The organism is Methylobacterium pseudosasicola (assembly GCF_900114535.1).
Lineage (GTDB): Bacteria > Pseudomonadota > Alphaproteobacteria > Rhizobiales > Beijerinckiaceae > Methylobacterium > Methylobacterium pseudosasicola.
In genome coordinates this window covers 93,938-117,264 of sequence record NZ_FOTK01000009.1, presented here as the reverse complement: position 1 = coordinate 117,264, position 23,327 = coordinate 93,938, and the positions used below count along the sequence as shown (strand labels likewise).

Genomic DNA, 23,327 nt, shown 5'->3' with positions numbered 1-23,327 from the left:
GAGAGGGGGTCCGCTGCGGCCCGCTCGCTGCTGACGGAAGAGCGTCTTCCCTACGCAGAGGGGGGAGGGAGACGCGCCCGCAGCCTCGGACTGCGCCATATTCTCTGTCTTCCCCTCATTCCGGCCCTGGCGGGCTGCGTGGTCGGTCCCGACTACAGCCGCCCCTCCGTGGAGACGCCGCTCGCCTACAGAGAAGGTGGCAAACGGGAGGACAGCCCGGCCGTCGTGGCGGCCCGCAAAAAGGGCTGGCGCGAGGCTCGGCCGAACGACGCGGTGGAGCGCGGCGACTGGTGGCGGGTGTTCAAGGATCCGATCCTCGACCGCCTGATCCGCCTGGTCGATGTCGACAACCAGTCCCTGCGGCAGGCGGTGGCGAATTACCGGCAGGCCCGGGCCCTGGTCGCCTCCGCCCAGGCCGCCCTGTACCCGACCGTGATCGGCGCCCCGAGCATCACCCGCACCGGCAGCGGCAGCACCGTGCGCACCAGCGCGTCGCTGCTCGGCCAGGCGAGCTGGGAGCTCGACCTGTTCGGCGGCACCCGCCGGAACATCGAGAGCGAGGCTGCGCTCGCCCAGTCCGACGCCGCCACCATCGCGCTGACCCGCCTGACCATCCAGGCCGAGATCGCCGCCGATTACCTGACGGTGCGCTACGCCGACGCCCTCCAGAAGGTGCTCGACGAGAACGTCGCCAACTTCAAGAAGACTTTGGGGATCACCGAGAACCAGTACGCGGCCGGGGTCGCGGCCCGCTCCGACGTGATCACCGCGCAGACCCAGGTCCAGACCATCGAGGCCCAGGCCATCGCGATCCGACTGACCCGGGTCCAGTACGTCAACGCCATCGCCACCCTGATCGGGCGGCCGCCCTCGGAGGTCTCGATCCCGGTGGCTGGCATCGCCCGCAACCCGCCGCCTGTGCCGGTGGGGATCCCATCCGACCTGCTGGAGCGGCGGCCGGACGTGGCCCAGGCCGAGCGCCTGGTGCAGGGCCAGAGCGAGCGGATCGGCGTGGCCGTGGCGGCCTTCTTCCCCACGGTGACGATCTCGGCCCAGGGCGGCGTGTCCGGGCTGACCCGCAACGGCCTGTTCTCGGCCGCCAACCAGGTCTGGTCGACGACGGCGGCCGGGACAGAGGTCCTGTTCGATGGCGGCGCCCGCACGGCGGCCCTGCGCTCGGCCGAGGCCGGCTACGACGCGGCGGTGGCCAATTACCGGCAGGTGGTGCTCGCCGCTCTGGCAGAGGTCGAGAACCAGATGGCGGCCCTGCGCATCCTCGGCCTGCAGCAGGGTGCGCAGGATTCGGCGGTCGAATCCTCGCGCAAGGCTGTGGAGATCACCCTCAACGAGTACCGGGCCGGCACGCAGAACTTCACCACGGTGGTGACCGCGCAGGGCCTGCTCGTGAACAACGAGATCAGCGCCCTCCAGGTCCGGCTCAGCCGCTTCACCGCGGCGGTCACGCTGATCCGGGCGCTGGGCGGCGGCTGGGACGTGCGCTCCCTGCCGAGCGATGCCGAGCTGAAGGGCCCGACCCTGCCGATCGACCGGGGCGGCCAGGCCGTCCGGGTGGACGAGTAGCTTATCGAGGCTCCGCCCCCGAACCCCGCCAAAGGGCTGAGCCCTTTGGGATCCCGGATCAGGCATGCCCCGGGCAGGGCTGCACCTCGATCGTGACGTGGCTCAGGCCCCGCAATCCGGCGAGCCGGGCCTTGTAGTGAGCCGGCGGTTGCGGGTGGTCGCTGACCAGGGCGATCACGGCGGCGCGGTGGCCCGGCCCGACCTGCCAGAGATGCAGGTCGCTGACCCGGTCGCCCTCCGTCTCCAGGCGGGCGCGGATCTCCGCTGTGGCGGCCGGCGACGGCCGTGCATCGAGGAGCACGAGGCCGGCCGTGCGCAGGAGGCTCCAGGACCAGGCCAGGATCACCACCGTGCCGACCAGGCCCATGGCGGGGTCGAGCCAGGCGAGGCCGAGATACAGGCCGCCGAGCAGGGCGACGATCGCCAGTACCGAGGTCAGCGCATCGGCCAGCACGTGGATATAGGCAGCGCGGAAATTGGTGTCGTGGCCAGCATGGCCGTGCCCCCCGTGTCCGCCATGCGCGTGCCCGTGATGGCCATGGTCGTCATGGTCGTCGTGCAGGAGCCAGACGCTGGCGAGGTTCACGACCAGCCCGAGGATCGCGATCGGGATCGCCTGCCCGAAGCCGATCGGCGCCGGGTGGAGCAGCCGGTCGACGCTCTCGGCGCCGATCAGCAGGGCGATCAGGCCGAGGATGATGGCGCTGGCGAAGGCCGCCAGATCCCCGAACTTGCCGGTGCCGAAACTGAAACGCGGATCCTCCGCGTGCTGCCGGGCGAAGCGATAGGCCAGGGCGGCGATGCCGAGCGCCGCTGCATGGGTCGACATGTGCCAGCCATCGGCCACCAGGGCCATCGAGCCGAACCAGGTGCCGCCGGCGATCTCGACCACCATCGTGACCGCCGTCAGTGCGACCACCGCCCAGGTCCGGCGCGCATGGCGATCGTGCCGGTCTCCCAGGAAGACGTGGTCGTGGCTCCAGGGTTCGAGGGAATGGGTGTGCATGCGAATCTCCTCACCGTAAGCTCGGCGCAGCATAGAGGCGGGCAGCCGGAACGGGCATTGCTACGGCGGGTTGTCACGCCGATTTGCTGCGTCGCAGCCGGATGGGAGCCAGGAATGGCCGAGCAGACGATAGCCCTCAAGGACGATGCGGCCAGCGGCACCAAGCCGGCGCCGCCCTGCACGCTGGTGATCTTCGGAGCCGGCGGCGACCTGACCAAGCGCCTGCTGATGCCCTCGCTCTACAACCTCGCCGGCGCCGGGCTCCTGTCGGAGGGCTTTTCGATTTTGGGCGTCGACCATTCGGACGGGACGGACGAGTCGCTTCGTGAAAACCTCACCCAGACCATGGAGGCCTTCAGCAAGGACCCGACCTCGGAATTCCACGCCGACCACATCGACCCGAAGAGCTGGGGCTTCATCCGCGACCGTCTCCACTACCTGAAGGGCGATTTCGAGAAGCCCGAGACTTTTGCCGCGGTCAAAGCGAAGGTGAGCGGCAGCGCGGTGTTCTACTGCGCGGTGGCGGCCCGGTTCTTCGGGACCATCGTCGACGGGCTCGGGCAGGCCGGGCTGCTCAAACAGGAAAACGGCGACTTCCGCCGGGTGGTGATCGAGAAGCCGTTCGGCTCCGATCTCGCCTCCGCCCGGGAGCTCAACGTCCGGATCCTGAAGCAGGCCGACGAGAGCCAGTTCTATCGGATCGACCACTTCCTGGGAAAGGAGACGGTCCAGTCGATCATGGCCTTCCGCTTCGCCAACGGGCTGCTCGAGCCGGTCTGGCGGCGGGAATACATCGACAGCATCCAGATCACCGCGGCCGAGACCGTGGGCGTCGAGGAGCGCGGCGGCTTCTACGAGCCGACCGGGGCGCTGCGGGACATGGTGCCCAACCACATGTTCCAGCTGCTCTGCATGGTCGCCATGGAGCCGCCGAACTCCTTCGACGCCGAGGCGGTGCGCTCGGAGAAGGCCAAGCTCGCCCAGGCCGTGAAGCCGATCCCCCCGGAGGACGCGGTGCGCGGCCAGTACACGGCCGGCACCTCGGAGGGGCACGACGTGCCGGGCTATCGCGACGAGCCGCATGTCGCCAAGGATTCGGTCACCGAGACCTACATCGCCCTGAAGCTCAACATCGAGAACTGGCGCTGGGCCGGCGTGCCGTTCTACGTCCGCACCGGCAAGCGCATGACCGGGCGGCGCACCGAGATCGCCGTGCTGTTCAAGCCGGCCCCGTTCAAGATGTTCGAGGACACCCCCAACGCCGATCTCGGGCCGACTGTGATGCGGATCATGATCGACCCGGACCACGGGGTCGGCACCCAGTTCAACGTGAAGGTCCCGGGCCCGGAGATGAAGATCGGCCGGGTGAGCGCCGGGTTCCGCTACAAGGATTTCTTCGCCGACCAGCCGAATGTCGGCTACGAGACCCTGCTGTACGATTGCATGATCGGCGACGCGACCCTGTTCCAGCGGGCCGACAACATCGAGGCCGGCTGGGCGGCGGTCGACCCGCTGCTCAAAGGCTGGCCGCAGGCGGACGTGAAACCCTATTCGGCCGGCAGCACCGGGCCGAAGGAGGCCGACGACCTCCTGGCCCGGGACGGCCGCCACTGGCTGGGCCTCGACGGCAAGACGGATTGAGGCCCGTGACGACCGAGCGACCGGGCAATTTCATCACCGACCATGACCGGGACGAGACCGGGCATGAGGCGTGGTTCCGCCGTCAGGTGCAGATCGGCCTGTCCTCGGCGAAGGCCGGCCACCTGATCGGCGCGGCAGAGGTCGAGGTCCGGTTTGCGGCCAAACGCGCTGCTACGCAGCGACGTCTCGATACCGGTCCAGACGCCCCAGGCACCTCGGAAGCATGACGCCGCAGCTCAGGATCGATCCTCGAAGGTCCCGGATTCAAAAGGTCTTCGACCTTTTGCGGGTGCAGGGTGGAACCCTGCAGCAGAGCTTCGCTCTGTGCTCCCAGGGGCTCCGCCCCTGAACCCCGCCAAAGGGCCCAGCCCTTTGGGAACCCTGATTTCAGCGCCGCTTGAACGGCAGCATCGCCGCCACGGCGAGCGCATCGACGCGGTTGTTCAGCGGGTCGCTGGCATGGCCCTTGACCCAGTGCCAGGCCACCTCGTGGCGCTCGCGGGCGGCGTCAATCCGGCGCCAGAGGTCCTCGTTCTTCACCGGCTTCTTGTCGGCGGTGCGCCAGCCCCGGGCTTTCCAGTTGTGAATCCAGCTGGTGATGCCCTGGCGCAGGTACTGCGAGTCGGTGAACAGGTCGACCCGGCAGGGGCGCTTGAGCGCCTCAAGCGACTCGATGGCCGCCAGGATCTCCATGCGGTTGTTGGTGGTGAAGGCCTCGCCGCCGGAGAGCTCCTTCTGGGTGTCGCCGAAGATCAGGATCGCCCCCCAGCCGCCCGGGCCGGGATTCCCCGAGCAGGCGCCGTCCGTATAGATCTTCACCCGCGTCGGTTCGGCCGCGGTCTCAGTCACGTCGCTCATCCGTCCCTCAGGCCTGCCGCCCGTAATCGCGCGCGTCCCGCGCCTGGCGGTGGAAGGTGAGCCGGCGATCGAACTCCCGGGGATCCTTGGGCTTCACCAGGGCGCCCGGCGGCACGTTCAGCCAATCGACCAAGCGGGTCAGCATGAACCGGAGCGCCGCGCCCCGGCACAGGATCGGCAGCGCCGCAACCTCCGCGGGCTCCAGCGGCCGCACCGCCTCGTAGCCGGCAATCAAGGCGGCCGCCATGTCCCGGTGGAAACGGCCGTCGGCCTCGAAGCACCAGGCGTTGAGGCAGACCGCGAGGTCGTACGCGAAAGCGTCCGTACAGGCGAAGTAGAAGTCGATCAGCCCTGAGAGGCTGTCGCCGATGAAGAACACGTTGTCGGTGAAGAGATCCGCGTGGATCACCCCGCCCGGCAGGTTCTGCGGCCAAGCGGTTTCGAGAAGCGCAAGGTCGGCACGGGTGCGCTCCGCCAGTCCCGGCGCGACCGAATCGGCCTGGGCCTCGGCCTGGGCGAAGAGCGGGCGCCAGGATTCCACCGAGAGGCTGTTCTCGCGCGCCATGCCGAAATCGGCGCCGGCGGCGTGCAGCTCGGCCAGCGCCCGGCCGAGCTCCCGGCAATGCCCGACGCCGGGCGTCTTGACCGAGACGCCCTCCAGGAAGCTGACGATGGCGGCGGGCCGCCCGCAGAGCTGTCCGAGGGCCGTTCCGGCCCGGTCCCGCACCGGCTGTGGGCAGGCGAGCCCCCGGGCCGAGAGGTGCTCCATCAGCCCGATGAAGAACGGCAGGTCCCCCTCCCGCACCCGCTTCTCGTAGAGGGTCAGGATGTAGGAGCCCTGGGTGGTGTGCAGGAAGAAGTTGGAATTCTCGACGCCCTCGGCGATGCCCTTGAAGGAGAGCAGGCTGCCGATGTCGTAGGCGGACAGAAACTCGGAGAGCGCCGCGTCGGATACCTCGGTGTAGACGGCCACGTGTTCGCGCTCAGGTTCGGGATTCTTTTGGGAGTCGGGATCGGCGATGGGCGGCAGCGAAGCCGACATCGATCCCAGGCTTCCCACCCATGCCCCTCATCCTGAGGTGCTGGGCGATCATCGATCGCCCGGCCTCGAAGGAGGCTTCCAGGGGATCGGGGCGGGATCTGGAGCCCTCCTTCGAGGCCCGCCGATCTTCGATCGCCGGGCACCTCAGGATGAGGGTGTGGGTTGGAAGAACCTACTCGGCGGCTTCGCTGCGCAGCTCGCGCGGCAGCGGGAAGACCATGTCCTCGACCACCGTCGAGACCGTGTCGACGATCACGTCGTAGCGGGCGGCGAAGGCCTCGATGATCTCCTCCACCAGCACCTCGGGGGCCGAGGCGCCGGCGGTGAGGCCGAGCTTGCGGATGCCCTCGAAGGCCGGCCAGTCGATCTCCTCGGCGCGGAGCACCAGGCGGGTGATCGGGCAGCCGACGCGCTCGGCGACCTCGCGCAGGCGCTGCGAGTTCGAGGAGTTCGAGGAGCCGACCACGATCAGGGCGTCCACCAGCGGTGCCACCTGCTTCACCGCCTCCTGGCGGTTGGTGGTGGCGTAGCAGATGTCGTCCTTGTGCGGCCCGGTGATGTTCGGGAACTTCTTCTTGAGCGCCTCGACGATGTGGCGGGTGTCGTCCACCGACAGGGTCGTCTGGGTGACCCAGGCGAGGTTGTCGGGGTTCTCCGGGGTCAGGGCCTGGATCTGGTCCAGGTCCTCCACCAGGGTGATCGAGCCCTTGGGCAGCTGGCCCATGGTGCCGACCACCTCGGGATGGCCGGAATGGCCGACCAGCAGGACGTGGCGACCGCGCTTGTGATGGATTTCGGCCTCGCGGTGGACCTTGGTCACCAGCGGGCAGGTGGCGTCGATGGTGGTCAGCCCGCGGGAATCAGCGTTGGCCGGAACCGTCTTCGCGACGCCGTGGGCGGAAAAGATCACCGGGGCGCCGCTGTCGGGCACCTCGTCGAGTTCGCGGACGAACACGGCGCCCTTCCGCTTCAGGCTCTCGACCACGTACTTGTTGTGGACGATCTCGTGCCGGACGTAGACCGGCGGCCCATAGAGGGCGAGAGCCCGCTCGACCACGTCGATGGCCCGCACCACGCCGGCGCAGAAGCCGCGAGGGGCACAGAGCAGGATCTCCAGCGGCGGCTTGCCGGTGGTGCCCTGAGCGGGCGCGAGGGGCGCGATGTCTGCGGTCATGAGGGCGATGTGGCGAGGGCGGGGCTGTCCTGTCAACGGTCCTGGACTGCGAACCGGGCAGGAAGACGACCGCGGAGCGCCTCTGTAGCACGTTTGCCGCGCGATTTGGACCCGGTTTGCCTCATTCGTGACCTCCGTCGCGAGAGACGGTCATCCGCATAAGCAAACGCGTCGTCTTTCGGACCCGTTCTTCCGCCCCAGTGCGAGAGAGGCGACGCAAGGGAACGACCACCCCGTCATTCCGGGGCCGCGAAGCGGAGCCCGGAATCCAGAAACACCGTCATTGCAAAACTTTACACCGTCGGCGGCTCTGGGTTCCGGGCTCGCCTGCGGCGCCACGGGGTGACGGGGTGAAGCGTTGGGCATCGGTGCAACACCCAAACGTTGATCGCGCCCGTCAGAGCCGCCGAATGCCCGTTACGGCGCCAAAACTGTTCTCGCGGATCCGGGCGACCGCGCCGGCCAGGGGCTCTACCGCCACCGCCATGTGGTGGCCGTTGGCGTGGATCAGCGTCTCGGGATCCAGCATCAGCCCGACATGGCCGCGCCAGAATACGAAGTCCCCCCGGCGCAATCCCTCCAAAGCCAGCGGCAGCGCCTGGCCTAAGCCACGCTCCTGCATGTCGGCGTCGCGGGGGCAGGGGAGGCCGGCGGCGTCGAGGCAGAGCTGTACGAGGCCGGAGCAATCGAGCCCGAGGCTGGTGCGGCCGCCCCAGAGGTAGGGCGTGCCGACGAGCCGCTCGGCCGTGGCGGCGTAGTCGGGCTCCTGCTGCGCCAGCGGGGCGCAATGGTTCGCGAACACGTAGCCGCCGGGGGTTTCGAGATAGGCGCCCGCCTCCCCGGTGACCACGAGGCGCGCACCCAGGCTGAGATGGCCGCGCACCGGCCGCTTCAGGTCCGGCTCGGGATACAGGAAGGTGCGCAACGCCGTGACGCGATGGGTCGGCTCGGGATCCGCGGGGCCGAGGCAGGCGGCGGGCAGGTAGCCGACATACCCGTCCCGGACGAGCTGCACGAAGGCGAAGCCGTCCTGCTCGGCGTAGAGATCGACCGCGTCGCCGAGCAGAGCCTCGGTATCGAGGCCGGCTTCCGGGGAAGGTGCCTGGCGTAACGGTGCAACCGGGGCGATCACCCGGCGTCGGGTGGCAGCGACGAAGCGTTCGGCCGTGACCCGGCCGCGCAGGCGCAGGTCGGCGACATCCGGGCGGGCCGGGGTGAGGCGGGGATCGAGCGATTCGGTCATGGCCGGGAGCTTAACGCATCCGCGCTTTCCGAAAGCTCGCAGCCCGCGTTCGGGACGACGCGCGGTGTGGCGTCCCGCGCGGGCGCGCGCTATTATGCCGCAGCGCGATATTGGTTTGCGCCCGGATGATTCCCGCCCTGGGGAATCGGGCCGCTGGCATGCCTGATGCGACCTTTCTGCGGTGAGGCATGTGCCCGGGACGGGCGGCGGCCGATTTTGATGCACTGCACAACCCGCCGGGAAGGCGCTATGTCTTGCCGATGATGACCGCGAGTCGCCCCGTGAAGAAGACGCAGAAGAGCTTCGCCGACCTGCCGCCGATCCGCGTGCGCCGCGAGCCGCCGACGGTGAACGAGGCGGTCGCCGCCGCCCAGGATCTGGCCGACGATGTCGAGCAGCAGGTCGAGATCGCCGCGGGCCTGATCGGGCTGCCGGCCGACGAGGTCCGCCCGCATGTCCTGGCGGCCAAGAAGGCCAAGCCGGAGCGCGCGCCGGAGCGGATCCTGACCCATGCCAGCCCGAGCCGGGCGCCGCGCACCGTCGTGGTTGAGCGCCGCACCCGCCCGACCGTGGTGATCGAGCGCCGCACCCGGCCCCTCGCGCCGCCGCGCTGACAGGCCGGACCGCTCCCCACCGGACCTCACGGGCGTGGGCGCACCAGCTCCAGCTTGGCGCTACGCAAAGTCCCAAAAGATCCCAAAACTAATCGGCGGTCTGGACCGACCAGGTGGCGTGGCGGATGCCCGGGGCCTTGGCGAGATCGGCCGTGACGGCGTCGAGCTCGTCCGCCTTGACGGCGCTGGCGGTGAGCGTCGCGACCACGTCGACCGCGCCCTCGCCGCGCTCCTCTACCTCGACGCTGCTCACCGGATAGTTCGCCGCCTCCAGGCGCTCGACCAGCAGGTCCTGGGCTGGGCCGGCCTCGCCGGGCGCGGTGGTCACCTGGACCTCGTAGGTCGCCTCGGTGGAAGACTCGCGGATCGGCGCGCGGTTGATGGCGTTCACCAGCGGCCGGAGCGCGGTGTTGCAGGTCAGCACCGTGACGGTGACGAACACCGCCTCCAGCGGCAGATCGGCGCCGCAGAACGCCCCCACGGCGGCGGAGCACCACAGGGTCGCGGCCGTGTTGAGGCCGCGGACGTTCATCCCCTCCTTCATGATCACGCCGGCGCCCAGGAAGCCGATGCCGGAGATCACGTAGGCGACCGTGCGGGTGCCGCCGTCCGGGCCGGTGAGCCGCATGCCGAGATCGACGAAGGCCGAGGCGCCGATCGCGACCAGAACCGCCGTGCGCAGGCCGGCGGTGCGCTGCCGGTACTGCCGCTCGGCCCCGATCGCCGTGCCGAGCACGAAGGCCACGATCAGGCCGACGGCGGATTTCAGTTCTTCGGGGAGGGCGGCGTAGCTCGTCATGCCGGTCTCTTGCGAGGGGAGAGGTGACGAAACCGTGACATCATGGCGTGCTTCGCGCCACGTCCCGGATACCGGATCCGCGGCAAGGCGCTAAACCACTGGTTTTGCTTTGACTTTTTCCGAACTCAGGCGACCACCTTTCGGGACGATGTTCTGAGCCGACCAAAGGTGGAACCCGGCGGGATTGACGGCCCCACCGGGCAGCGGGCACACCGGCCTCAACCTGAGGATCCCCTGAGAAGACGGGACCCGGCCGAGGAGACGTGCAGGATGCAGGACACGGCCCCCGCGGCAGGAGTTTGTCTCCCCGCACGAGCGTTTCCCGCATGAGCGGCGCCCTCGCCGAAAGCCGGCCCGCCGCTCTCACCCCGGATGCCGCCACCCCGGACGCCGCCCTGTACGGGCGGGTCATGGCGCTCCGCGACGGACTGGAACGCGGTCTGATCGGCAGCGCCGGCCTGGTCGAGCGCCTGCTGATCGGATTGCTGACCGGCGGCCACCTCCTGATCGAGGGCGCGCCGGGGCTCGCCAAGACCCGCGCCGTCAAGCGGCTGGCCGACGGGCTCGACGGCTCGTTCGCCCGCATCCAGTGCACCCCGGACCTGATGCCGGCCGACCTCACCGGCACCACCGTCTGGCGCCAGGACAGGGGCAGCTTCGAGTTCCTGCAAGGCCCCCTGTTCCACGCCCTGGTGCTGGTGGACGAGGTCAACCGCGCGCCGCCGAAGGTGCAATCGGCCCTGCTCGAGGCGATGGCCGAGGGGCAGATCACGGTCTCGGGATCGACCCATCCGCTCGCCGACCCGTTCATGGTCGTGGCGACCCAGAACCCGATCGAGCATGCCGGCACCTTCCCGCTGCCGGAGGCGCAGCTCGACCGCTTCCTGCTACACGTCGTGGTCGAGATGCCCGACGAGGCTACCGAGCGGGCGATCCTCGACCTCGTGGAGGGCGAGATCACCCACCATGTTGAGGCCATGCCGGTGCGCCTGTCGCTCGCCGACGTGCGCGCCGCCCGGGAGGCCGCGCTGGCGACCTACGTGTCGCCGGCGCTCAAGGACTACCTGGTCCGCCTGGTGGCGGCGACCCGCACCGATGCGGCGGCCCCGGACCTGCGGGCGATGATCGAGCATCCCGCCTCGCCGCGCGGCACCCTGGCGCTGATGATGGCCGGCAAGGCCCGAGCCTGGCTGCGGGGCCGGGACCACGTCACCCCGGAGGACGTCACGGAACTCGCCCGGGACGCGCTCTCCCACCGGATCGGCCTGACCTGGCGGGCCGCCGCCGAGGGCAAGACCGCCCGCGGCCTGGTCGGCGAGCTGGTGCAGCGGGTGCGGGCGCTCTGAGCGTGTTCGGGTTTTTGAATACGCGGCGGAATTTCCCTCCCCCCTCTGCGGGGGAGGGTACCCTGCGGAGCAGGGGGGGAGAGGGGAGCGCCGCATCCGGACAGGGCGCGGGATTCGCCCAGTCCCAAGACAACGGCATTCATCTCTCTGGCGAGGCCCTGATGGGCCTGCGCCACCTCGCCCGGCGGGGCGCGGCGCCCGCGACCCGGACGCTCGCCGGCCTGCCCGGCGGCATCGTCACGAAGCGGCGCGGGCGCGGTTCCGAGCCGGAGGATGTCCGGCTCTGGTCCGAGGGCGACGATCGCCGGTTCATAGACCGCAACGCCACCGCGCGCACCGGGCAGCTGCACGTACGCACCCATCACGACGAGCGCGACCGCGCCGTGGTGCTGCTCGCCGATTTCCGGCCCTCGATGCTGTTTGGGACGCGCCGGGCCCTGCGCTCGGTGGCCGCCGCCGAGGCTCTGGCGCTGCTCGGCTGGCGGGTCGCGGCCGATGGCGGCCGGGTCGGCCTCGCGGTGGCGTGTGCAGGAGCGCCCACCGTGCTGCGCCCGGCCGGCGGCGAGCGTGCCATGATCGCGGTGACCGGGGCCCTGGCCCAGGCGCATGCAAACGCCCTCGAGACGGCCGGTGCCGCTGGATCCGACGCACCCCTGGAGCCGACCCTGGGGCTCGCCCGCAGCCTGCTGCCCGCGGGCGGCCATCTGGTCATCGCCAGCGCCATCGACGCCCCCGGCCCGGGCTTCGATGCGACGCTGACCCTGCTGGCCGAGCGTGTCGCGATCCGGCTGATCCTGGTGAGCGACGCCTTCGAGCGCACTCGGCCGCCCGGCTTCTATCCCTTCGCCCTCGCGGATGGCCGGCGCGGCACCGCGCTTCCCGCAGCGCTGCCGGGCGAGACCGCCGAGGCCCGGCTCGCCGACTATGCCCGCCGGGGCATCGCCGGCGTGCGCCTCGACGTCGAGGCCGGGCCGGAGGCCTACGCGCCGCTGATGGAGCGCCTCGATGCGGTGCTGTGAGGCCGGAACACCTCCCCGCCATCTGGGCTCGGTGCGATGAATCCCGCCGAGGTCGCCCCGACCCTCGACCAGCTCCGCGGCCTGCACCTGCCCGGGGGCGCCGCCGGGGCGGTGCAGGGGGAGATCGTCGCGGCGGCGGCGCTCGGTTTCCTCGCAGCACTGCTGGTCGGGCTCGTCCGCTACCTACGCGGCCGGGCGCGGGCGAGCCTGCGCCGGGCGGCGCTGGCCGAGCTCGCCGGGACCCGCGGCCTCGCCCCGGAGGCGCGGCTCGTGGCTCAGGCCCGCCTGCTGCGCCGCCTCGCCCGGACGCTCGCGGGGGACGCAGCCGCCCGGGAGACCGGCGCGGCCTGGGCGACCCGCCTCGACACGCTCCTGGCCACCGACTTCTTCACGACAGGGCCTGGCCGGGTTCTGGCCGACGGGCTCTACCGGCGCCAGGAGCCAGACCTCGACGGACTCGACGCCGAGCTCGGCCGCCTGATCGGACGGTTGCGGACATGACCGGCCTCCTCCCCGCCTGGCTCACGGCGCAGCTCTCTTCCCTCACCTCGGCCTTCGACCTCGCCGCGCCCTGGATCCTCCTCGCCCTACCGCTGCCGCTGCTGGCCGCGCGCCTGCTCCCGGCCGAGCGGGAGGGCGGCAGCGGTGCCCTGCTGGTGCCCGGGACCCTGGTCGGCGGGGCGCGTTCCGGCGCGGACCTCGCCGCACGGGGCCGCCGCCGCGCCGCCCTGATCTGGACCCTCTGGGCGGCCCTGGTCGTCGCCCTGTCCGGTCCCCGCCTGGTGATGCCGGCCGCCGCGCTCCCCGCCTCGGGCCGGGAGATCATGATCGCCATGGACCTGTCCGGCTCGATGGAGCGGCGGGATTTCGCCCTCGACGGCGAGACAGTGAACCGCCTCACCGCGGTCAAGCGCGTCGGTACCGACTTCATCCGGCGCCGGGCGGGGGACCGGATCGGCCTGGTGATCTTCGCCGACCAGGCCTACGTGGCCGCCGCGCCGAGCTTCGACACCGCCGCGGTGGCCCGCGCCCTCGACGAGGCGACCATCGGCATCAGCGGCCGCTCCACCGGCATCGGCGACGGGCTCGGGCTGGCCCTGCGCCGGCTCGACCCGAAGGACACCCAGTCGGGCACCGACGCGGTGACGCCCGCCGCCCGGCCCGCCAAGGCCGTGATCCTGCTCTCGGACGGCGCCAACAATGCCGGCCAGACCGCCCCCAAGGACGTGGCCGCCCTGGCCCAGGAACTGGGCGTCAAGGTCTACACGATCGCGCTCGGCCCCCGGGACATGGCCGATGCCGACGGCGAGCAGGACGTGGTCGACACCGAGACCCTGCGCGACATGGCCCAGGCCAGCGGCGGCCAGGCGTTCCGGGTGCGCACCACCGACGACCTCGTCCGAGTTGCCGACGCTATCGACCGCCTGGAGGGCGGCCGCGCCCTGGCGCCACCCCTACCGCTGCGCCGGGATCTCTGGCCCTGGCCGGCCGCCCTGGCGCTCGCCGCCGCCGCGGCCCTGCTGGCGACCCGGAGGGGGGTGTGATGCTCGGATTGTCGTCACACGCGCCTTTCCCTCCCCCCTCTGCGGGGGAGGGTACCCTGCGCAGCAGGGGGGGCCGGGACGAAGTCCCGCAAGAGGGGCAGCGCGACGGTTCTGGGTTTCGCACCCGTCGCGCCCTCTCCGGAAGCGTCGCTCCCCTCTCCCGACCCCTGCTGACGCAGGGGCCACCCTCCCCCGCAGAGGGGGGAGGGAGGGCGCGCGCAAATTTCGGGCGGGGCGAGACATCACCCGTCGCGAGGCAGCCCGCATGAGCGCCCTCGACGCCTTCGCGTTCCTGCGCCCCTGGTGGTTCCTGGCCATCCCGGTCGTGGCCCTGCTGGCGCTCCGCGCTGCCTGGCGGGCGGCGCCGCTGGGCGATTGGGGGCGGGCGGTGGATCCGGCCTTGATGGCCCATCTCGCCCGCACCGGCGCCGTGCTCGGCGGACGGCGGCAGGCCAACCGAGCCGCCGCCCTGGTGGCCGGAGCGATCGCGCTGGCACTGACCGGACCCGCTTTGGAGCGTCAGGACACGGCGACCTTCCGCAATCTCGACGAGACCGTGATCGTCGTGGACCTGTCCCGCTCGGTCACCGAGGGCGGCAACCTCCAGGGCGTCCGCCAGGCCGCCGCCGCGATCGCCGAGGCCGCCGGCACCCGGGCCGTGTCCCTGGTGGTCTATGCCGGCGACGCCTACCTCGCCGCCTCGCCCACCACCGACCGGGACAGTTTTGGCACGACCCTGTTCGCCCTCGACGCCGACACCGTGCCGGATCGCGGCAGCCATCCCGAGCGCGGGCTGGCCCTGGCCCGCCGGACGCTGGCGGAAGCCGACGTGGTCGCGGCCGACGTGGTGCTGATCACCGACGGCGATGGCATCGGTGCGGCGGCCGACCGGGAGGCCCGGGCGCTCGCCGATCGCGGCTGGCGCCTCCAGGCCCTGTTCGTCCCCGCCGACAAGCCGCTGCCGCCGGGCGCGCCGAAGCCCGACCGGGCCGCCCTCGATGCGCTCGTGCGGGCCGGCGGCGGAAAAGTCGCCGACATTACCGAGCCCGGCCCGGTGCTCGACGCGGTCGGGGCCGGCACCGCCCAGCATCTCGCGGCCGGCGGCTACGGCGTGCTGGCCTACGCGGATCTCGGCCGCTGGCTGCTGCTGCTCGCGGCCCTGCCGGCCCTGGCTCTGTTCCGCAGGAGCGCGTGATGGAGCGGTTGTTTCCCAAAACCGGCCTCGCCTTCCCGATCCGCGCCGGCCTGCCCCCCGGCTGGCGGCGGTTCGCCCGGATGGCCGGGCTGGCGCTGGCCGGGCTCGGTCTCGTGGCCCTGCTCGCCGTCTCGCAGCCCCGCACCGGGCTCGGGCGCCTGCTGATGGCGCTCGGCCTGCCCGGGCTCGCCGCCGACCTGATCGTTGATCCCGCCTGGCGCGCCGCCGCCCTGTACGAGGCCGGCCGCTACGGCGAGGCGATCGCCCTGTTCCGCACCGGCGGGCGGCGGGCGAGCTACAATCTCGGCAACGCGCTGGCCCGCTCGGGCGATCTCGACGGCGCGCTCGCCGCCTACGACGAGGCCCTCCGCTTCGACCCGCGCGACGCCGACGCGCAGGCCAACCGCTCGCTGGTCGCCCGGATGCAGGCCGAGGTGATCGACCGCGGCCCCGGCGGCGGCATCGCCAACGGCACCGCGCAATACGGCGCCCGCTACAACAACACCGCCAACCAAGACCAGAACAACGACATCAACGCTGCCTCGAGCGGCGAGGGCCTGGCCGGCAACAAGGAATCCAACGCCAGCGCCTCGCTGCCCGGCAACAGCAAGGTCGCCCGCCGCGGCAAGGCCGAGCAGCAATCGATCGATGCCGGCAAGGGCCAGGCCCGGGGCTCGGCCGGCGACGCCGCCGGGCGCGGTCGCACGGGAGGCGGCGCCGCCATGGTCGCGGAAGCCCCCGAGCGCGAGGTCCGCCGGGTGACCAAGAGCTTCGAGGCCCACGAGATCCGCCCGGACCGGCTCTGGCTCCAGACCCTGCCGGATGATCCCGGCCGCTTCCTCAAGCTGCGCCTGCGCGCCGAGCAGACCCGCCGGGTCGAAGCCGGCACCGCCATCCCGGCCGGGAGCAACCCGTGGTAGTTTTTTGGGACTTTTTCCGCCCGCTTTTGGCCCCCTTGGCGAGCTGCCGGATGGCCATGTCGCCGGATGCGGCGCGGGTCCCCTCTCCCGTGCGGGAGAGGGACAGGGTGAGGGATGCGACTTTTCCGGAAAGTCCTGGTCCCTCACCCCAACCCTCTCCCGCACGGGAGAGGGAGCCCGTCGCGGCCTGCATAACGCGATGGGGGAGCACTGGAAGCCGTAGCCGGAGGCGACAGAGCTACGTCCTGCTCCTCACGCTCCTCGCTCCCCTCCCGGCCCAGGCCGAGATCGAGCCCGGCGACCTCAGCCTCACGGTCACCGCGGAGTTCAACGGCAACAGCGCGCCCTTCGCCCGCGAGATGGTGCTGCTGAAGATCCGGGGGGTCTACAAGCAGCCGATCCTGCTGGAGGAGGTGGTCCAGCCTTCGCTCGCGAATTTCTCTTGGACCCAGCTCGGCCGCGACCATTGGAGCAAGACCAAGCTGCCGGACGGTCAGAGCGCCATCGCGTTCGACCGCACCGTGGCGGTCTTCCCGCACCATGCGGGCGACTTCATCATCGAGCCCTTCACCCACAAGCTCACGGTCAACGATTTCGGCGAGCGGCGGGTGGTCGAGGTGCGCTCGAAGCCGATCCCGTTCCCGGTGGCGCGCTGGACCGAGGCGTCCGGCGGCCCGGACGCCAAGGAACCCTGGTGGCTGCCCGCCCGGGACGTGGCAGTCACGGATTCCTGGAGCCCCGACCCCGAGACCGTAAAGCTCGGCGAGACCACCCGGCGGATCGTCACCCTGGAGGTGCAGGGCATGGTCGCCGAGGGTCTTCCGCCCCGGCCGGTGATGCGCACCCGCGGCATCCTCACCTTCGCCGGCCCGGTCACCCGCGAGACCCTGCTGACGCCCTCCGGCCCCGTGGCCCGGGCGACCTATCAATGGGACGTGAAGCCCGGCGTGCCCGAGGTGATCCCTCTCGACGCCATCGCGATCCCGTGGTTCGACACCAACACCCGCACCATGCGCGAGGCCGAAATCCCGGCCCGCCAGATCGGCGGCGGCCTGCCCGATCGGGAGGGCGACCGGGCGCCGCCACCCGTCCCGTCGCCCCTGGTCGCCGCCGCCGCGGCGCTCGCCACCTTCGGCCTCGGCCTCGCCCTGATCGGTTACGGCACCGGCCGGCCGCGCCTGCGCCTCTCCGCCGCCAGCCGCCGGGCCCTGAACCGGGCCGCCCGCGCAGGCGATCCGGCCGGGTTCCGCGCCGCCCTGGAGGCCGCCCGCCGGGAAGCTCCGGACCTCGCCCGGATCTGGCAGGCGCGGCCCGATCTCGCCGCGCCGCTCGCCGCCCTCGACCGGGCGGTATTCGGAACCGCGGGCGCCCCCGCCCCGGATCTGCCAGCCCTGGCGCGCGCCCTGTCGCGATCCGAAGTCCTGCCGACCGCCTCCGGACCGGACCGGCTCGCACCCCTCGACGGGCCGGCGGCCTGAAACCCCTGCACAGGGCTTGGGCAAGTACTATTCCTAGGCAATGGCCCAAGTCCTGTGCAGGCATCAATATTTTGCACTGTCTTGCGTCACCTGAATTCGCTTCGTAACCTTCGTTGCCTGAACAATGAAGCCTTACAACGAAGCCTCAGGGAGGAACGCCATGACCCGCGCCACCGACATCAAGGACCGGTTCCGCGCCCGGCTGCAGGATGCCGATGCCCGCAGCAACGATTTCCGCCGCAAGCTGCTGGCGGAGGGCAGTCGCGCACTCGAGCCGGTGGTCGACGTCCTGAACCTGATGGCCGAAGTCCTCAACGAGGAGGACAATGTCCACGGCAGCATCACCGGCCTCGAGGCCCAGATCGACCAGGACAACTTCATCAGCCTGTGCGCCAAGCTGCGCGGGACCGACACCGAGCAGAAGATCAAGATCAAGTACGGCCCCGAGCTCGGCGGCAGCAACTACATCTCGGTCTCGGGCCTGAACCAGCGCTACAACGAGCGCCTGGTCCCGGGCGCGGCCGGCGCCGCCCTCGGCCGGAGTGTCGGCAGCGACATCCACCTGGACGAGCATCGCGGCCGCGAGCTGGCCGAAGTGGTCCGCGAGGTGGTCGAGGATTTCTACGCCGCCCAGATCGAGCAGCGCAGCCACTTCGCCGCCGTCCAGTGATGCGGGCGCCGACCCGGATTTCCCTCGGACCCATCCTGCGCTAGATCTGCCCGGGATGGGGATGGAGCTCCCCGATAACCGCCCGGCATCATGACAACCCTGCCGGGCTGATGGCTCCTACCGCACGGGCGCTCCGGTCGTCCGCGGTGGGGCCCCGTGCCGACGCCGCCCGACCGAACAGGAAGGGCAGGCATGATCAACACCCTCATCGTCATCCTCGGCGCCGGGCTCGGCGGCGGGGTCCGCCACGGCCTCAACGTCGTGGTGGCCCGGCTGCTGCCGGGCTTCGGGTTTCCCCTCGCGACCCTGGTGATCAACGTGCTCGGCTCGTTCCTGATGGGCGTGCTGGCCGAGGGTTTTGCCCTGCGCGGGGCGGCCGGGCATCCGGCGCGGCTGTTCTTGACCACCGGGATCCTGGGCGGCTTCACCACCTTCTCGACCTTCTCGCTCGACGCGATCAGTCTGTACGAGCGCGGCGAGCCGGCCCTGGCCGCCCTCTACGTGGGCGTCTCCGTGGCGGGCGGTCTGCTCGGCCTCATCGCCGGCATGGCCCTGATCCGCGCCCTCTGAAAAAGTAATGGTTTCACAAGGTCCGAGACCTTGTGCGGGTCCAGGGCAGAGCCCTGGTCTCTCGGGGGCTCCGCCCCCGAACCCCCGCCAAAGGGCTTGCCCTTTGGGATCCCGGATTCATTCAATCCGCGATGAACTTCAGGCGGTGGTCGCGGTAGAGATCCACGATCGCCGCGGCGGTTTCCTCGATCGAGCGGCGGGTCACGTCGATGGTCGGCCAGCGGTTCTTGGTGAACAGCCGGCGGGACATGGTGATCTCGTCGGCCACCGCCGAGCGGTCGACATACATCGAGGATTCGTCGGCGTTGAGGCTCGACAGCCGGTTCTGGCGGATCTGCACGATCCGCTCCGGCGAGGCGAACAGGCCGACCACCAGGGGCTTGCGCGCCCGCTCGATCGCTGGCGGCAGCGGCATGCCCGGCACCAGCGGCAGGTTGGTGGTCTTGAGCCCGCGATTGGCGAGGTAGATCGAGGTCGGCGTCTTCGAGGTCCGGCTGACCCCGAGCAGGATCACGTCGGCATCCTCCAGATCCTCCGGCAGGTTGCCGTCGTCATGGGCCAGCGTGAAGTTCATCGCGTCGATGCGCTTGAAATACTCCGCGTTGAGCATGTGCTGGGCGCCCGGCCGGGCCGTCGTCTCGGCGCCGAGATAGGCGCGCAGCAGGTCGTGGACCGGGCGCAGCACCGACAGGCAGGGCGAGCCGGTCTCCCGGGCGACCTCTTCGAGCCGCTCGCCGAGATCGCCGCCCACCAGGGTGTAGAGCACGAGGCCCGGCGCCGCCCGGATCTCCGAGATCACCCGGTCGAGCTGCGCCGCCGAGCGCACCAGAGGATAGACGTGCTCGATCGCCGAGACGCCCTCGTACTGCGCCGCCGCGGCTCGCCCGACATTGATCAGCGTCTCGCCGGTGGAGTCTGAGACGAGGTGGAGGTGGAAGTAGCTGCGGCCCATCTGGTCGCCTTCGTCTCGCCGGGCGTTATCCACCGCCGGCCGCCAGGGGAGTCGATGAGTGTGGATAGGATGCGGCTTCGGGCAGGTCCAGGGCGTGAGGCTTGCGCCTTATCGACTCCGCCGTTCACAGGTACGCCATCGGGGCGCGCGGAATCCGGGCGCCTGGGAGAATCCGGGACGCAACAAGGGTGCGTACCGGACTCGGCGTTGGCAAGCCGCTGTTGGACTTGGCCGTTCTCGCAATATGGAGCGAATCCTTTAAAGCCTCGTTAACGGCGCGGCGGCGGGGACGGCCTGTGGACCCGCTTGCACCACCGCGTTGAGCCCCCCCAATAGAAAAAACAGAGTCCTAGAATCTCTCTTTTCTTTTCGAGAGGGGCCTGTGTGGGGATCCGGCGCGCCTCGACTCGACAGGAGGCGCGCCGACGGGCATGCGGGATGACGAAGACGGGATGGGAGCGACGATGACGGGGACGGAGCGCATGTCCGAAGGCAAGTCCGACCGGAAGGTGCTGCGCGTCCTCGAGGGCGAGGCGATCGGACCGCCCCCCGCCTGGATGATGCGCCAGGCCGGCCGCTACCTGCCGGAATATCGGGCGAGCCGGGCCGAGGCCGGCTCCTTCCTCGACCTCTGCTACAGCCCGGACTTCGCCGTCGAGGTGACGCTCCAGCCGATCCGCCGCTTCGGCTTCGACGCGGCGATCCTGTTCTCGGACATCCTGGTCGTCCCCCACGCGCTCGGCCAGGACGTGCGCTTCGTCGAGGGCGAGGGGCCGCGCCTCGATCCCCTGGACGGCCGCGACGCCTTCGGGCGGCTGCGCGAGGCCGGCGATCCGGCGATCTTTTCGCACCTGGCGCCGGTCTTCGAGACCGTGAAGCGGCTGCGCGCCGAGCTGCCGGGCGAGACCACCCTGCTCGGCTTCTGCGGCGCGCCCTGGACGGTGGCGAGCTACATGATCGGCGGCCGCGGCACCCCGGACCTCGCCCCCGCCCGGGCGCTCGCCGAGGGCGACACGGCCCTGGTCGACAGCCTGATCGACCGCCTCGTCACCGTGCAGACCGAGTATCTCGTCCGCCAGCTCGAGGCCGGCGCCGACGCGGTGCAGATCTTCGAATCCCATGCCGGCACCCTGCCGCGCGCCGTCCCGGCTTCCGGGGATGTCGTCGAGCCGGTGGGCGACGTGACCGAGAGCGCTCTGCCGGACGAGGCGGCGATGGACGCCCTGACCCGCTGGTCGCTCCGCCCGATCGCCCGGATGATCGCCGGCGTCCGCGCACGGGTGCCGCACGCCAAGATCATCGTGTTCGCCCGCGGCTCGGGCCTCGACGGCCATGCCCGGGTGGTGCCGGAGACCGGGGCCGACGCGGTCGGCGTCGACTGGGCGGTGGACCTGAAGGCCCTGCGCCGGCAGCTGCCCGCCACCACGGTGACCCAGGGCAACCTGCATCCCGACACGCTGATCGAAGGCGGCGACGCCCTCGATGCCGGGGTCGATGCCGTGCTGGAGGCGACCGCCGGCCTGCCGCACGTGTTCAATCTCGGCCACGGCATCACCCCGCAGACGCCGGTCGCCCATGTCGAGCGCATGCTCGCGCGGCTGCGCAGGTAGGCCGTGCTCTACGATTGGCTCAAGGCCGGGCACGTCATCAGCCTGATCGCCTGGATGGCGGGCATGCTCTACCTGCCCCGACTGTTCGTCTACCACGCGAGCCTGCCGCCGGGCTCGGAGGGGCAGGCCGCGACCTTCAAGGTGATGGAGCGCCGCCTGCTCAAGGCGATCATGAACCCGGCCATGATCGCCACCTGGGCGTTCGGGCTGACGCTGGCCTGGATGAGCGGCTTCTACGCGAGCTTCTGGCTCCAGGCGAAGTTCGTGCTGGTGCTGGCGATGTCGGGCATCCACGGCTGGCTCGCCCGGATGGTCAAGGATTTCGCCGCCGACCGGAACACCCGCGGGCATAAGTTCTACCGGGTGCTCAACGAGGTGCCGACGCTCCTGATGATCGGCATCGTCATCCTGGCGATCGTCAAGCCGGGCCTCTGATCCCGGGATCCTGTGATCCGGTCGCGATTCACCGTGCCGACGGCACCGCCGGAGCCTTTGGCCTGCCGATCCGTTGGGGGGCCATGACCAAGCTGTTCGCCCTCGTCCTGCCGCTGGCTCTTCTCGCCGCCGCCCCCGCCCGGACCGCGAGCTTTCCCTGCGAGAAGGCCGAGACCCCCGACGAGAAGGCCATTTGCGCCCACCTCCCCCTCAACGACATGGATGTCGAGATGGCGACCCGCTTCGCCATCCTGAAGGATGTCCTGCCCATGGGTGGCCAGACCAAGCTGCGCGACGACCAGGAGACCTGGCTCAAGGAGCGCCACGCCTGCGGCGCCGACATCGCCTGCCTGCGCGGCCTCTACGAGACCCGGCTCAAGGTGCTGCGCGGAGTACTGTCGGAATTCGCCAAGCAGGGGCCGCAGTGAGGGGATCAGTCCGCCGGGTGATCGCTCGGCTTCGCCCGCTCCGTCATTGCGAGCGTAGCGAAGCAACCCAGGGATACGCAACGAACTGAGAGCGCGCGCTGCCCTAGGTTGCTTCGCTGCGCTCGCAATGACGGAATGACCGGACACGACAGCCACACGTCCGATAGATTGTGTCGGCTGAGGCACGCCAAGATCGCGATCCTAACCCACGCCCTCGTCCTGAGAGATGCCGCAGCGAAGCGAAGGCCTCGAAGGAGGTCTCCAGCCAGCCGAGCGACCTCTGAAGGCGTCCTTCGAAGCCAACCGATCTGCGATCGCCGGGCACCTCAGTGAGGGGTTTGGGTTGGAGGGGCGGGTCGGCGGGTGTTCGGACAGTGACGCGACACCCGATTCCGAGAACGGATAACGCCTCCTACGCGTCCACCCCCCTCGGCGCGTCGCCACCCATCACGCCACGAGCGGCAGCACCACTGCATCGGCCCGGCAGGCGGCGACGCAGGCCCGGGCCAGGGCCTCGGTCGCATCCACCATCACCCCCGCGAGATTGTCGTCGAGGCTGGACAGCGCCACCGGGATCTCGGTGCAGGCCATCACCACCCGGCGGCAGCCGGCGGCCGCCAGGGCTCGGGCCTGGGCTTCGAGGATCAGGGCGGCCTCGGCCACCTGGCCGGCCTTCACCAGATCGATCGCCGCGACCACCGCATCCTGTCCGTCCGGATCGGGGCTCAGGCAGGTGAAGCCGTGCCGCGCAAGCCGCTCCGGATATAGGCCGGCCCGCAGGGTCCCGCCGGTGGCCAAGAGGCCGACCGGGCCGCCAGCAAGACCACTTCCGGCGAGGTCGTCGGCCACGGCGTCGACGATGTGCAGGATCGGCAGCGCCGTGCCGGCCTGGAGGGCCGCGTGCCAGTGATGGGCGGTGTTGCAGGGGATCGCGATCCGGGTGGCGCCCGCCGCCTCCAGGCGGGCCAGAGCCGCGCGCATCGCCGGCAGCGGGTCCGGGCCCTGGCCCAGGATGGCGGAGGCCCGGTCGGGAATGTCGGCTGCCGAGCAGACCAGGGTCGGGATGTGGTCCTGGTCGCGCCGGGCCGGCGTCGCCCGCACCAGCTTGGCCAAGAAGTCTGCCGTCGCCAACGGACCCATCCCCCCGAGAACACCGAGCATCATCGCCTCCGAACGTTGCGGACGCGGTCTTGCGGAGCGAA

Annotated in this window: 24 protein-coding genes and 1 riboswitch; of the genes, 16 read left to right on the top strand and 8 right to left on the bottom strand. The window is 70.9% G+C overall.

What is annotated here, in order from left to right; genetic code table 11:
• Positions 1–90: 90 nt before the first annotated feature.
• Complete coding sequence (locus BM228_RS11635) at positions 91–1,581, top strand: efflux transporter outer membrane subunit (RefSeq protein ID WP_139234083.1); 1,491 nt, start codon at positions 91–93, stop codon at positions 1,579–1,581.
• 58 nt (positions 1,582–1,639) lie between these two features.
• Here BM228_RS11635 and dmeF read toward each other — a convergent pair whose 3' ends face one another.
• A complete protein-coding gene (gene dmeF / locus BM228_RS11630; RefSeq protein WP_092040187.1) occupies positions 1,640–2,587 on the bottom strand; it encodes a CDF family Co(II)/Ni(II) efflux transporter DmeF in 948 nt (315 codons plus the stop codon).
• Between the two features lie 114 nt (positions 2,588–2,701).
• Between dmeF and zwf the strand changes: the two genes are divergently transcribed.
• Together zwf and BM228_RS11620 are read left to right on the top strand one after the other, a co-directional pair.
• A complete protein-coding gene (gene zwf / locus BM228_RS11625; RefSeq protein WP_092040185.1) occupies positions 2,702–4,228 on the top strand; it encodes a glucose-6-phosphate dehydrogenase in 1,527 nt (508 codons plus the stop codon).
• 5 nt (positions 4,229–4,233) lie between these two features.
• Entirely contained in the window at positions 4,234–4,455 is a 222-nt protein-coding gene (locus BM228_RS11620) for a hypothetical protein (protein ID WP_092040182.1), read from the top strand.
• Positions 4,456–4,615: 160 nt separating this feature from the next.
• Here the strand turns inward: BM228_RS11620 and rnhA are convergent, their stop codons facing one another.
• From rnhA to BM228_RS11600, 4 genes are all read right to left on the bottom strand, one after another.
• A complete protein-coding gene (rnhA, locus tag BM228_RS11615; RefSeq protein WP_092040179.1) occupies positions 4,616–5,086 on the bottom strand; it encodes a ribonuclease HI in 471 nt (156 codons plus the stop codon).
• A gap of 7 nt (positions 5,087–5,093) precedes the next feature.
• Positions 5,094–6,059, bottom strand: coding sequence for a homoserine kinase (thrB, locus tag BM228_RS11610; RefSeq protein ID WP_092040357.1), 966 nt, complete (start codon positions 6,057–6,059; stop codon positions 5,094–5,096).
• Between the two features lie 241 nt (positions 6,060–6,300).
• Complete coding sequence (ispH, locus tag BM228_RS11605; protein WP_092040176.1) at positions 6,301–7,302, bottom strand: 4-hydroxy-3-methylbut-2-enyl diphosphate reductase; 1,002 nt, start codon at positions 7,300–7,302, stop codon at positions 6,301–6,303.
• A gap of 397 nt (positions 7,303–7,699) precedes the next feature.
• Entirely contained in the window at positions 7,700–8,545 is an 846-nt protein-coding gene (locus BM228_RS11600; RefSeq protein WP_092040173.1) for a C40 family peptidase, read from the bottom strand.
• Between the two features lie 281 nt (positions 8,546–8,826).
• On the opposite strand from BM228_RS11600, the gene BM228_RS11595 reads away from it, so the two are divergent.
• Positions 8,827–9,159 (top strand): hypothetical protein, encoded by a 333-nt coding sequence (locus tag BM228_RS11595; protein ID WP_244537107.1) that lies wholly within the window; start codon positions 8,827–8,829, stop codon positions 9,157–9,159.
• A gap of 88 nt (positions 9,160–9,247) precedes the next feature.
• Here the strand turns inward: BM228_RS11595 and BM228_RS11590 are convergent, their stop codons facing one another.
• Positions 9,248–9,958, bottom strand: coding sequence for an MgtC/SapB family protein (locus tag BM228_RS11590; RefSeq protein WP_092040168.1), 711 nt, complete (start codon positions 9,956–9,958; stop codon positions 9,248–9,250).
• A 326-nt stretch (positions 9,959–10,284) separates the two neighbouring features.
• Here BM228_RS11590 and BM228_RS11585 point away from each other — a divergent pair, with 326 nt between their 5' ends.
• From BM228_RS11585 to crcB, 9 genes are all read left to right on the top strand, one after another.
• Positions 10,285–11,304 (top strand): AAA family ATPase, encoded by a 1,020-nt coding sequence (locus BM228_RS11585; protein WP_208612024.1) that lies wholly within the window; start codon positions 10,285–10,287, stop codon positions 11,302–11,304.
• A gap of 161 nt (positions 11,305–11,465) precedes the next feature.
• A complete protein-coding gene (locus BM228_RS11580) occupies positions 11,466–12,323 on the top strand; it encodes a DUF58 domain-containing protein (protein WP_208612023.1) in 858 nt (285 codons plus the stop codon).
• A 36-nt stretch (positions 12,324–12,359) separates the two neighbouring features.
• A complete protein-coding gene (locus BM228_RS11575; protein WP_092040165.1) occupies positions 12,360–12,824 on the top strand; it encodes a DUF4381 family protein in 465 nt (154 codons plus the stop codon).
• Positions 12,821–13,867: a VWA domain-containing protein gene (locus BM228_RS11570; RefSeq protein WP_092040162.1), complete on the top strand. Its 1,047-nt coding sequence runs from the start codon at positions 12,821–12,823 to the stop codon at positions 13,865–13,867. Before BM228_RS11575 ends, BM228_RS11570 begins: the two co-directional genes overlap by 4 nt.
• A 265-nt stretch (positions 13,868–14,132) precedes the next feature.
• Positions 14,133–15,062: a VWA domain-containing protein gene (locus BM228_RS11560; protein ID WP_092040160.1), complete on the top strand. Its 930-nt coding sequence runs from the start codon at positions 14,133–14,135 to the stop codon at positions 15,060–15,062.
• Entirely contained in the window at positions 15,062–15,982 is a 921-nt protein-coding gene (locus BM228_RS11555) for a tetratricopeptide repeat protein (RefSeq protein WP_092040157.1), read from the top strand. Before BM228_RS11560 ends, BM228_RS11555 begins: the two co-directional genes overlap by 1 nt.
• A complete protein-coding gene (locus tag BM228_RS11550; RefSeq protein WP_092040154.1) occupies positions 15,976–17,460 on the top strand; it encodes a BatD family protein in 1,485 nt (494 codons plus the stop codon). The genes BM228_RS11555 and BM228_RS11550 overlap by 7 nt, the downstream gene beginning before the upstream one ends.
• Positions 17,461–17,620: 160 nt before the next feature.
• Positions 17,621–18,130 carry a hypothetical protein gene (locus tag BM228_RS11545; protein ID WP_092040152.1) on the top strand — a complete coding sequence of 170 codons (510 nt, stop codon included), beginning with the start codon at positions 17,621–17,623 and terminating at the stop codon, positions 18,128–18,130.
• A gap of 48 nt (positions 18,131–18,178) precedes the next feature.
• Positions 18,179–18,257, top strand: a riboswitch (Fluoride riboswitch).
• Between the two features lie 65 nt (positions 18,258–18,322).
• Complete coding sequence (crcB, locus tag BM228_RS11540; protein WP_092040149.1) at positions 18,323–18,700, top strand: fluoride efflux transporter CrcB; 378 nt, start codon at positions 18,323–18,325, stop codon at positions 18,698–18,700.
• 121 nt (positions 18,701–18,821) lie between these two features.
• On the opposite strand, the gene BM228_RS11535 is transcribed toward crcB, so the two are convergent.
• The gene (locus BM228_RS11535; protein WP_058190745.1) at positions 18,822–19,652 is read right to left on the bottom strand and encodes a pyruvate, water dikinase regulatory protein; all 831 of its coding nucleotides are present in this window, start codon (positions 19,650–19,652) and stop codon (positions 18,822–18,824) included.
• A 452-nt stretch (positions 19,653–20,104) separates the two neighbouring features.
• Between BM228_RS11535 and BM228_RS11530 the strand changes: the two genes are divergently transcribed.
• The 3 genes from BM228_RS11530 (at position 20,105) to BM228_RS11520 (ending at position 22,125) form a co-directional block, all read left to right on the top strand.
• The gene (locus BM228_RS11530; protein WP_425284934.1) at positions 20,105–21,262 is read left to right on the top strand and encodes a uroporphyrinogen decarboxylase; all 1,158 of its coding nucleotides are present in this window, start codon (positions 20,105–20,107) and stop codon (positions 21,260–21,262) included.
• A gap of 3 nt (positions 21,263–21,265) precedes the next feature.
• Entirely contained in the window at positions 21,266–21,697 is a 432-nt protein-coding gene (gene hemJ / locus BM228_RS11525) for a protoporphyrinogen oxidase HemJ (RefSeq protein ID WP_092040146.1), read from the top strand.
• Positions 21,698–21,780: 83 nt separating this feature from the next.
• Complete coding sequence (locus tag BM228_RS11520; RefSeq protein ID WP_092040144.1) at positions 21,781–22,125, top strand: lysozyme inhibitor LprI family protein; 345 nt, start codon at positions 21,781–21,783, stop codon at positions 22,123–22,125.
• A 447-nt stretch (positions 22,126–22,572) separates the two neighbouring features.
• On the opposite strand, the gene cuyB is transcribed toward BM228_RS11520, so the two are convergent.
• Positions 22,573–23,286, bottom strand: a complete 714-nt coding sequence (gene cuyB / locus BM228_RS11515) for a cysteate racemase (protein WP_092040347.1) — start codon at positions 23,284–23,286, stop codon at positions 22,573–22,575.
• Positions 23,287–23,327: the final 41 nt, after the last annotated feature.

Coding starts and splice junctions, on each gene's coding strand:
- BM228_RS11535 (WP_058190745.1), bottom strand. CDS start 19,652: ATGGGCCGCAGCTACTTCCACCTCCACCTCGTCTCAGACTCCACCGGC.
- BM228_RS11600 (WP_092040173.1), bottom strand. CDS start 8,545: ATGACCGAATCGCTCGATCCCCGCCTCACCCCGGCCCGCCCGGATGTC.
- BM228_RS11580 (WP_208612023.1), top strand. CDS start 11,466: ATGGGCCTGCGCCACCTCGCCCGGCGGGGCGCGGCGCCCGCGACCCGG.
- dmeF (WP_092040187.1), bottom strand. CDS start 2,587: ATGCACACCCATTCCCTCGAACCCTGGAGCCACGACCACGTCTTCCTG.
- BM228_RS11560 (WP_092040160.1), top strand. CDS start 14,133: ATGAGCGCCCTCGACGCCTTCGCGTTCCTGCGCCCCTGGTGGTTCCTG.
- BM228_RS11590 (WP_092040168.1), bottom strand. CDS start 9,958: ATGACGAGCTACGCCGCCCTCCCCGAAGAACTGAAATCCGCCGTCGGC.
- BM228_RS11545 (WP_092040152.1), top strand. CDS start 17,621: ATGACCCGCGCCACCGACATCAAGGACCGGTTCCGCGCCCGGCTGCAG.
- BM228_RS11530 (WP_425284934.1), top strand. CDS start 20,105: ATGGGAGCGACGATGACGGGGACGGAGCGCATGTCCGAAGGCAAGTCC.
- rnhA (WP_092040179.1), bottom strand. CDS start 5,086: ATGAGCGACGTGACTGAGACCGCGGCCGAACCGACGCGGGTGAAGATC.
- BM228_RS11520 (WP_092040144.1), top strand. CDS start 21,781: ATGACCAAGCTGTTCGCCCTCGTCCTGCCGCTGGCTCTTCTCGCCGCC.
- BM228_RS11585 (WP_208612024.1), top strand. CDS start 10,285: ATGAGCGGCGCCCTCGCCGAAAGCCGGCCCGCCGCTCTCACCCCGGAT.
- crcB (WP_092040149.1), top strand. CDS start 18,323: ATGATCAACACCCTCATCGTCATCCTCGGCGCCGGGCTCGGCGGCGGG.
- BM228_RS11570 (WP_092040162.1), top strand. CDS start 12,821: ATGACCGGCCTCCTCCCCGCCTGGCTCACGGCGCAGCTCTCTTCCCTC.
- BM228_RS11555 (WP_092040157.1), top strand. CDS start 15,062: ATGGAGCGGTTGTTTCCCAAAACCGGCCTCGCCTTCCCGATCCGCGCC.
- zwf (WP_092040185.1), top strand. CDS start 2,702: ATGGCCGAGCAGACGATAGCCCTCAAGGACGATGCGGCCAGCGGCACC.
- ispH (WP_092040176.1), bottom strand. CDS start 7,302: ATGACCGCAGACATCGCGCCCCTCGCGCCCGCTCAGGGCACCACCGGC.
- cuyB (WP_092040347.1), bottom strand. CDS start 23,286: ATGCTCGGTGTTCTCGGGGGGATGGGTCCGTTGGCGACGGCAGACTTC.
- BM228_RS11575 (WP_092040165.1), top strand. CDS start 12,360: ATGAATCCCGCCGAGGTCGCCCCGACCCTCGACCAGCTCCGCGGCCTG.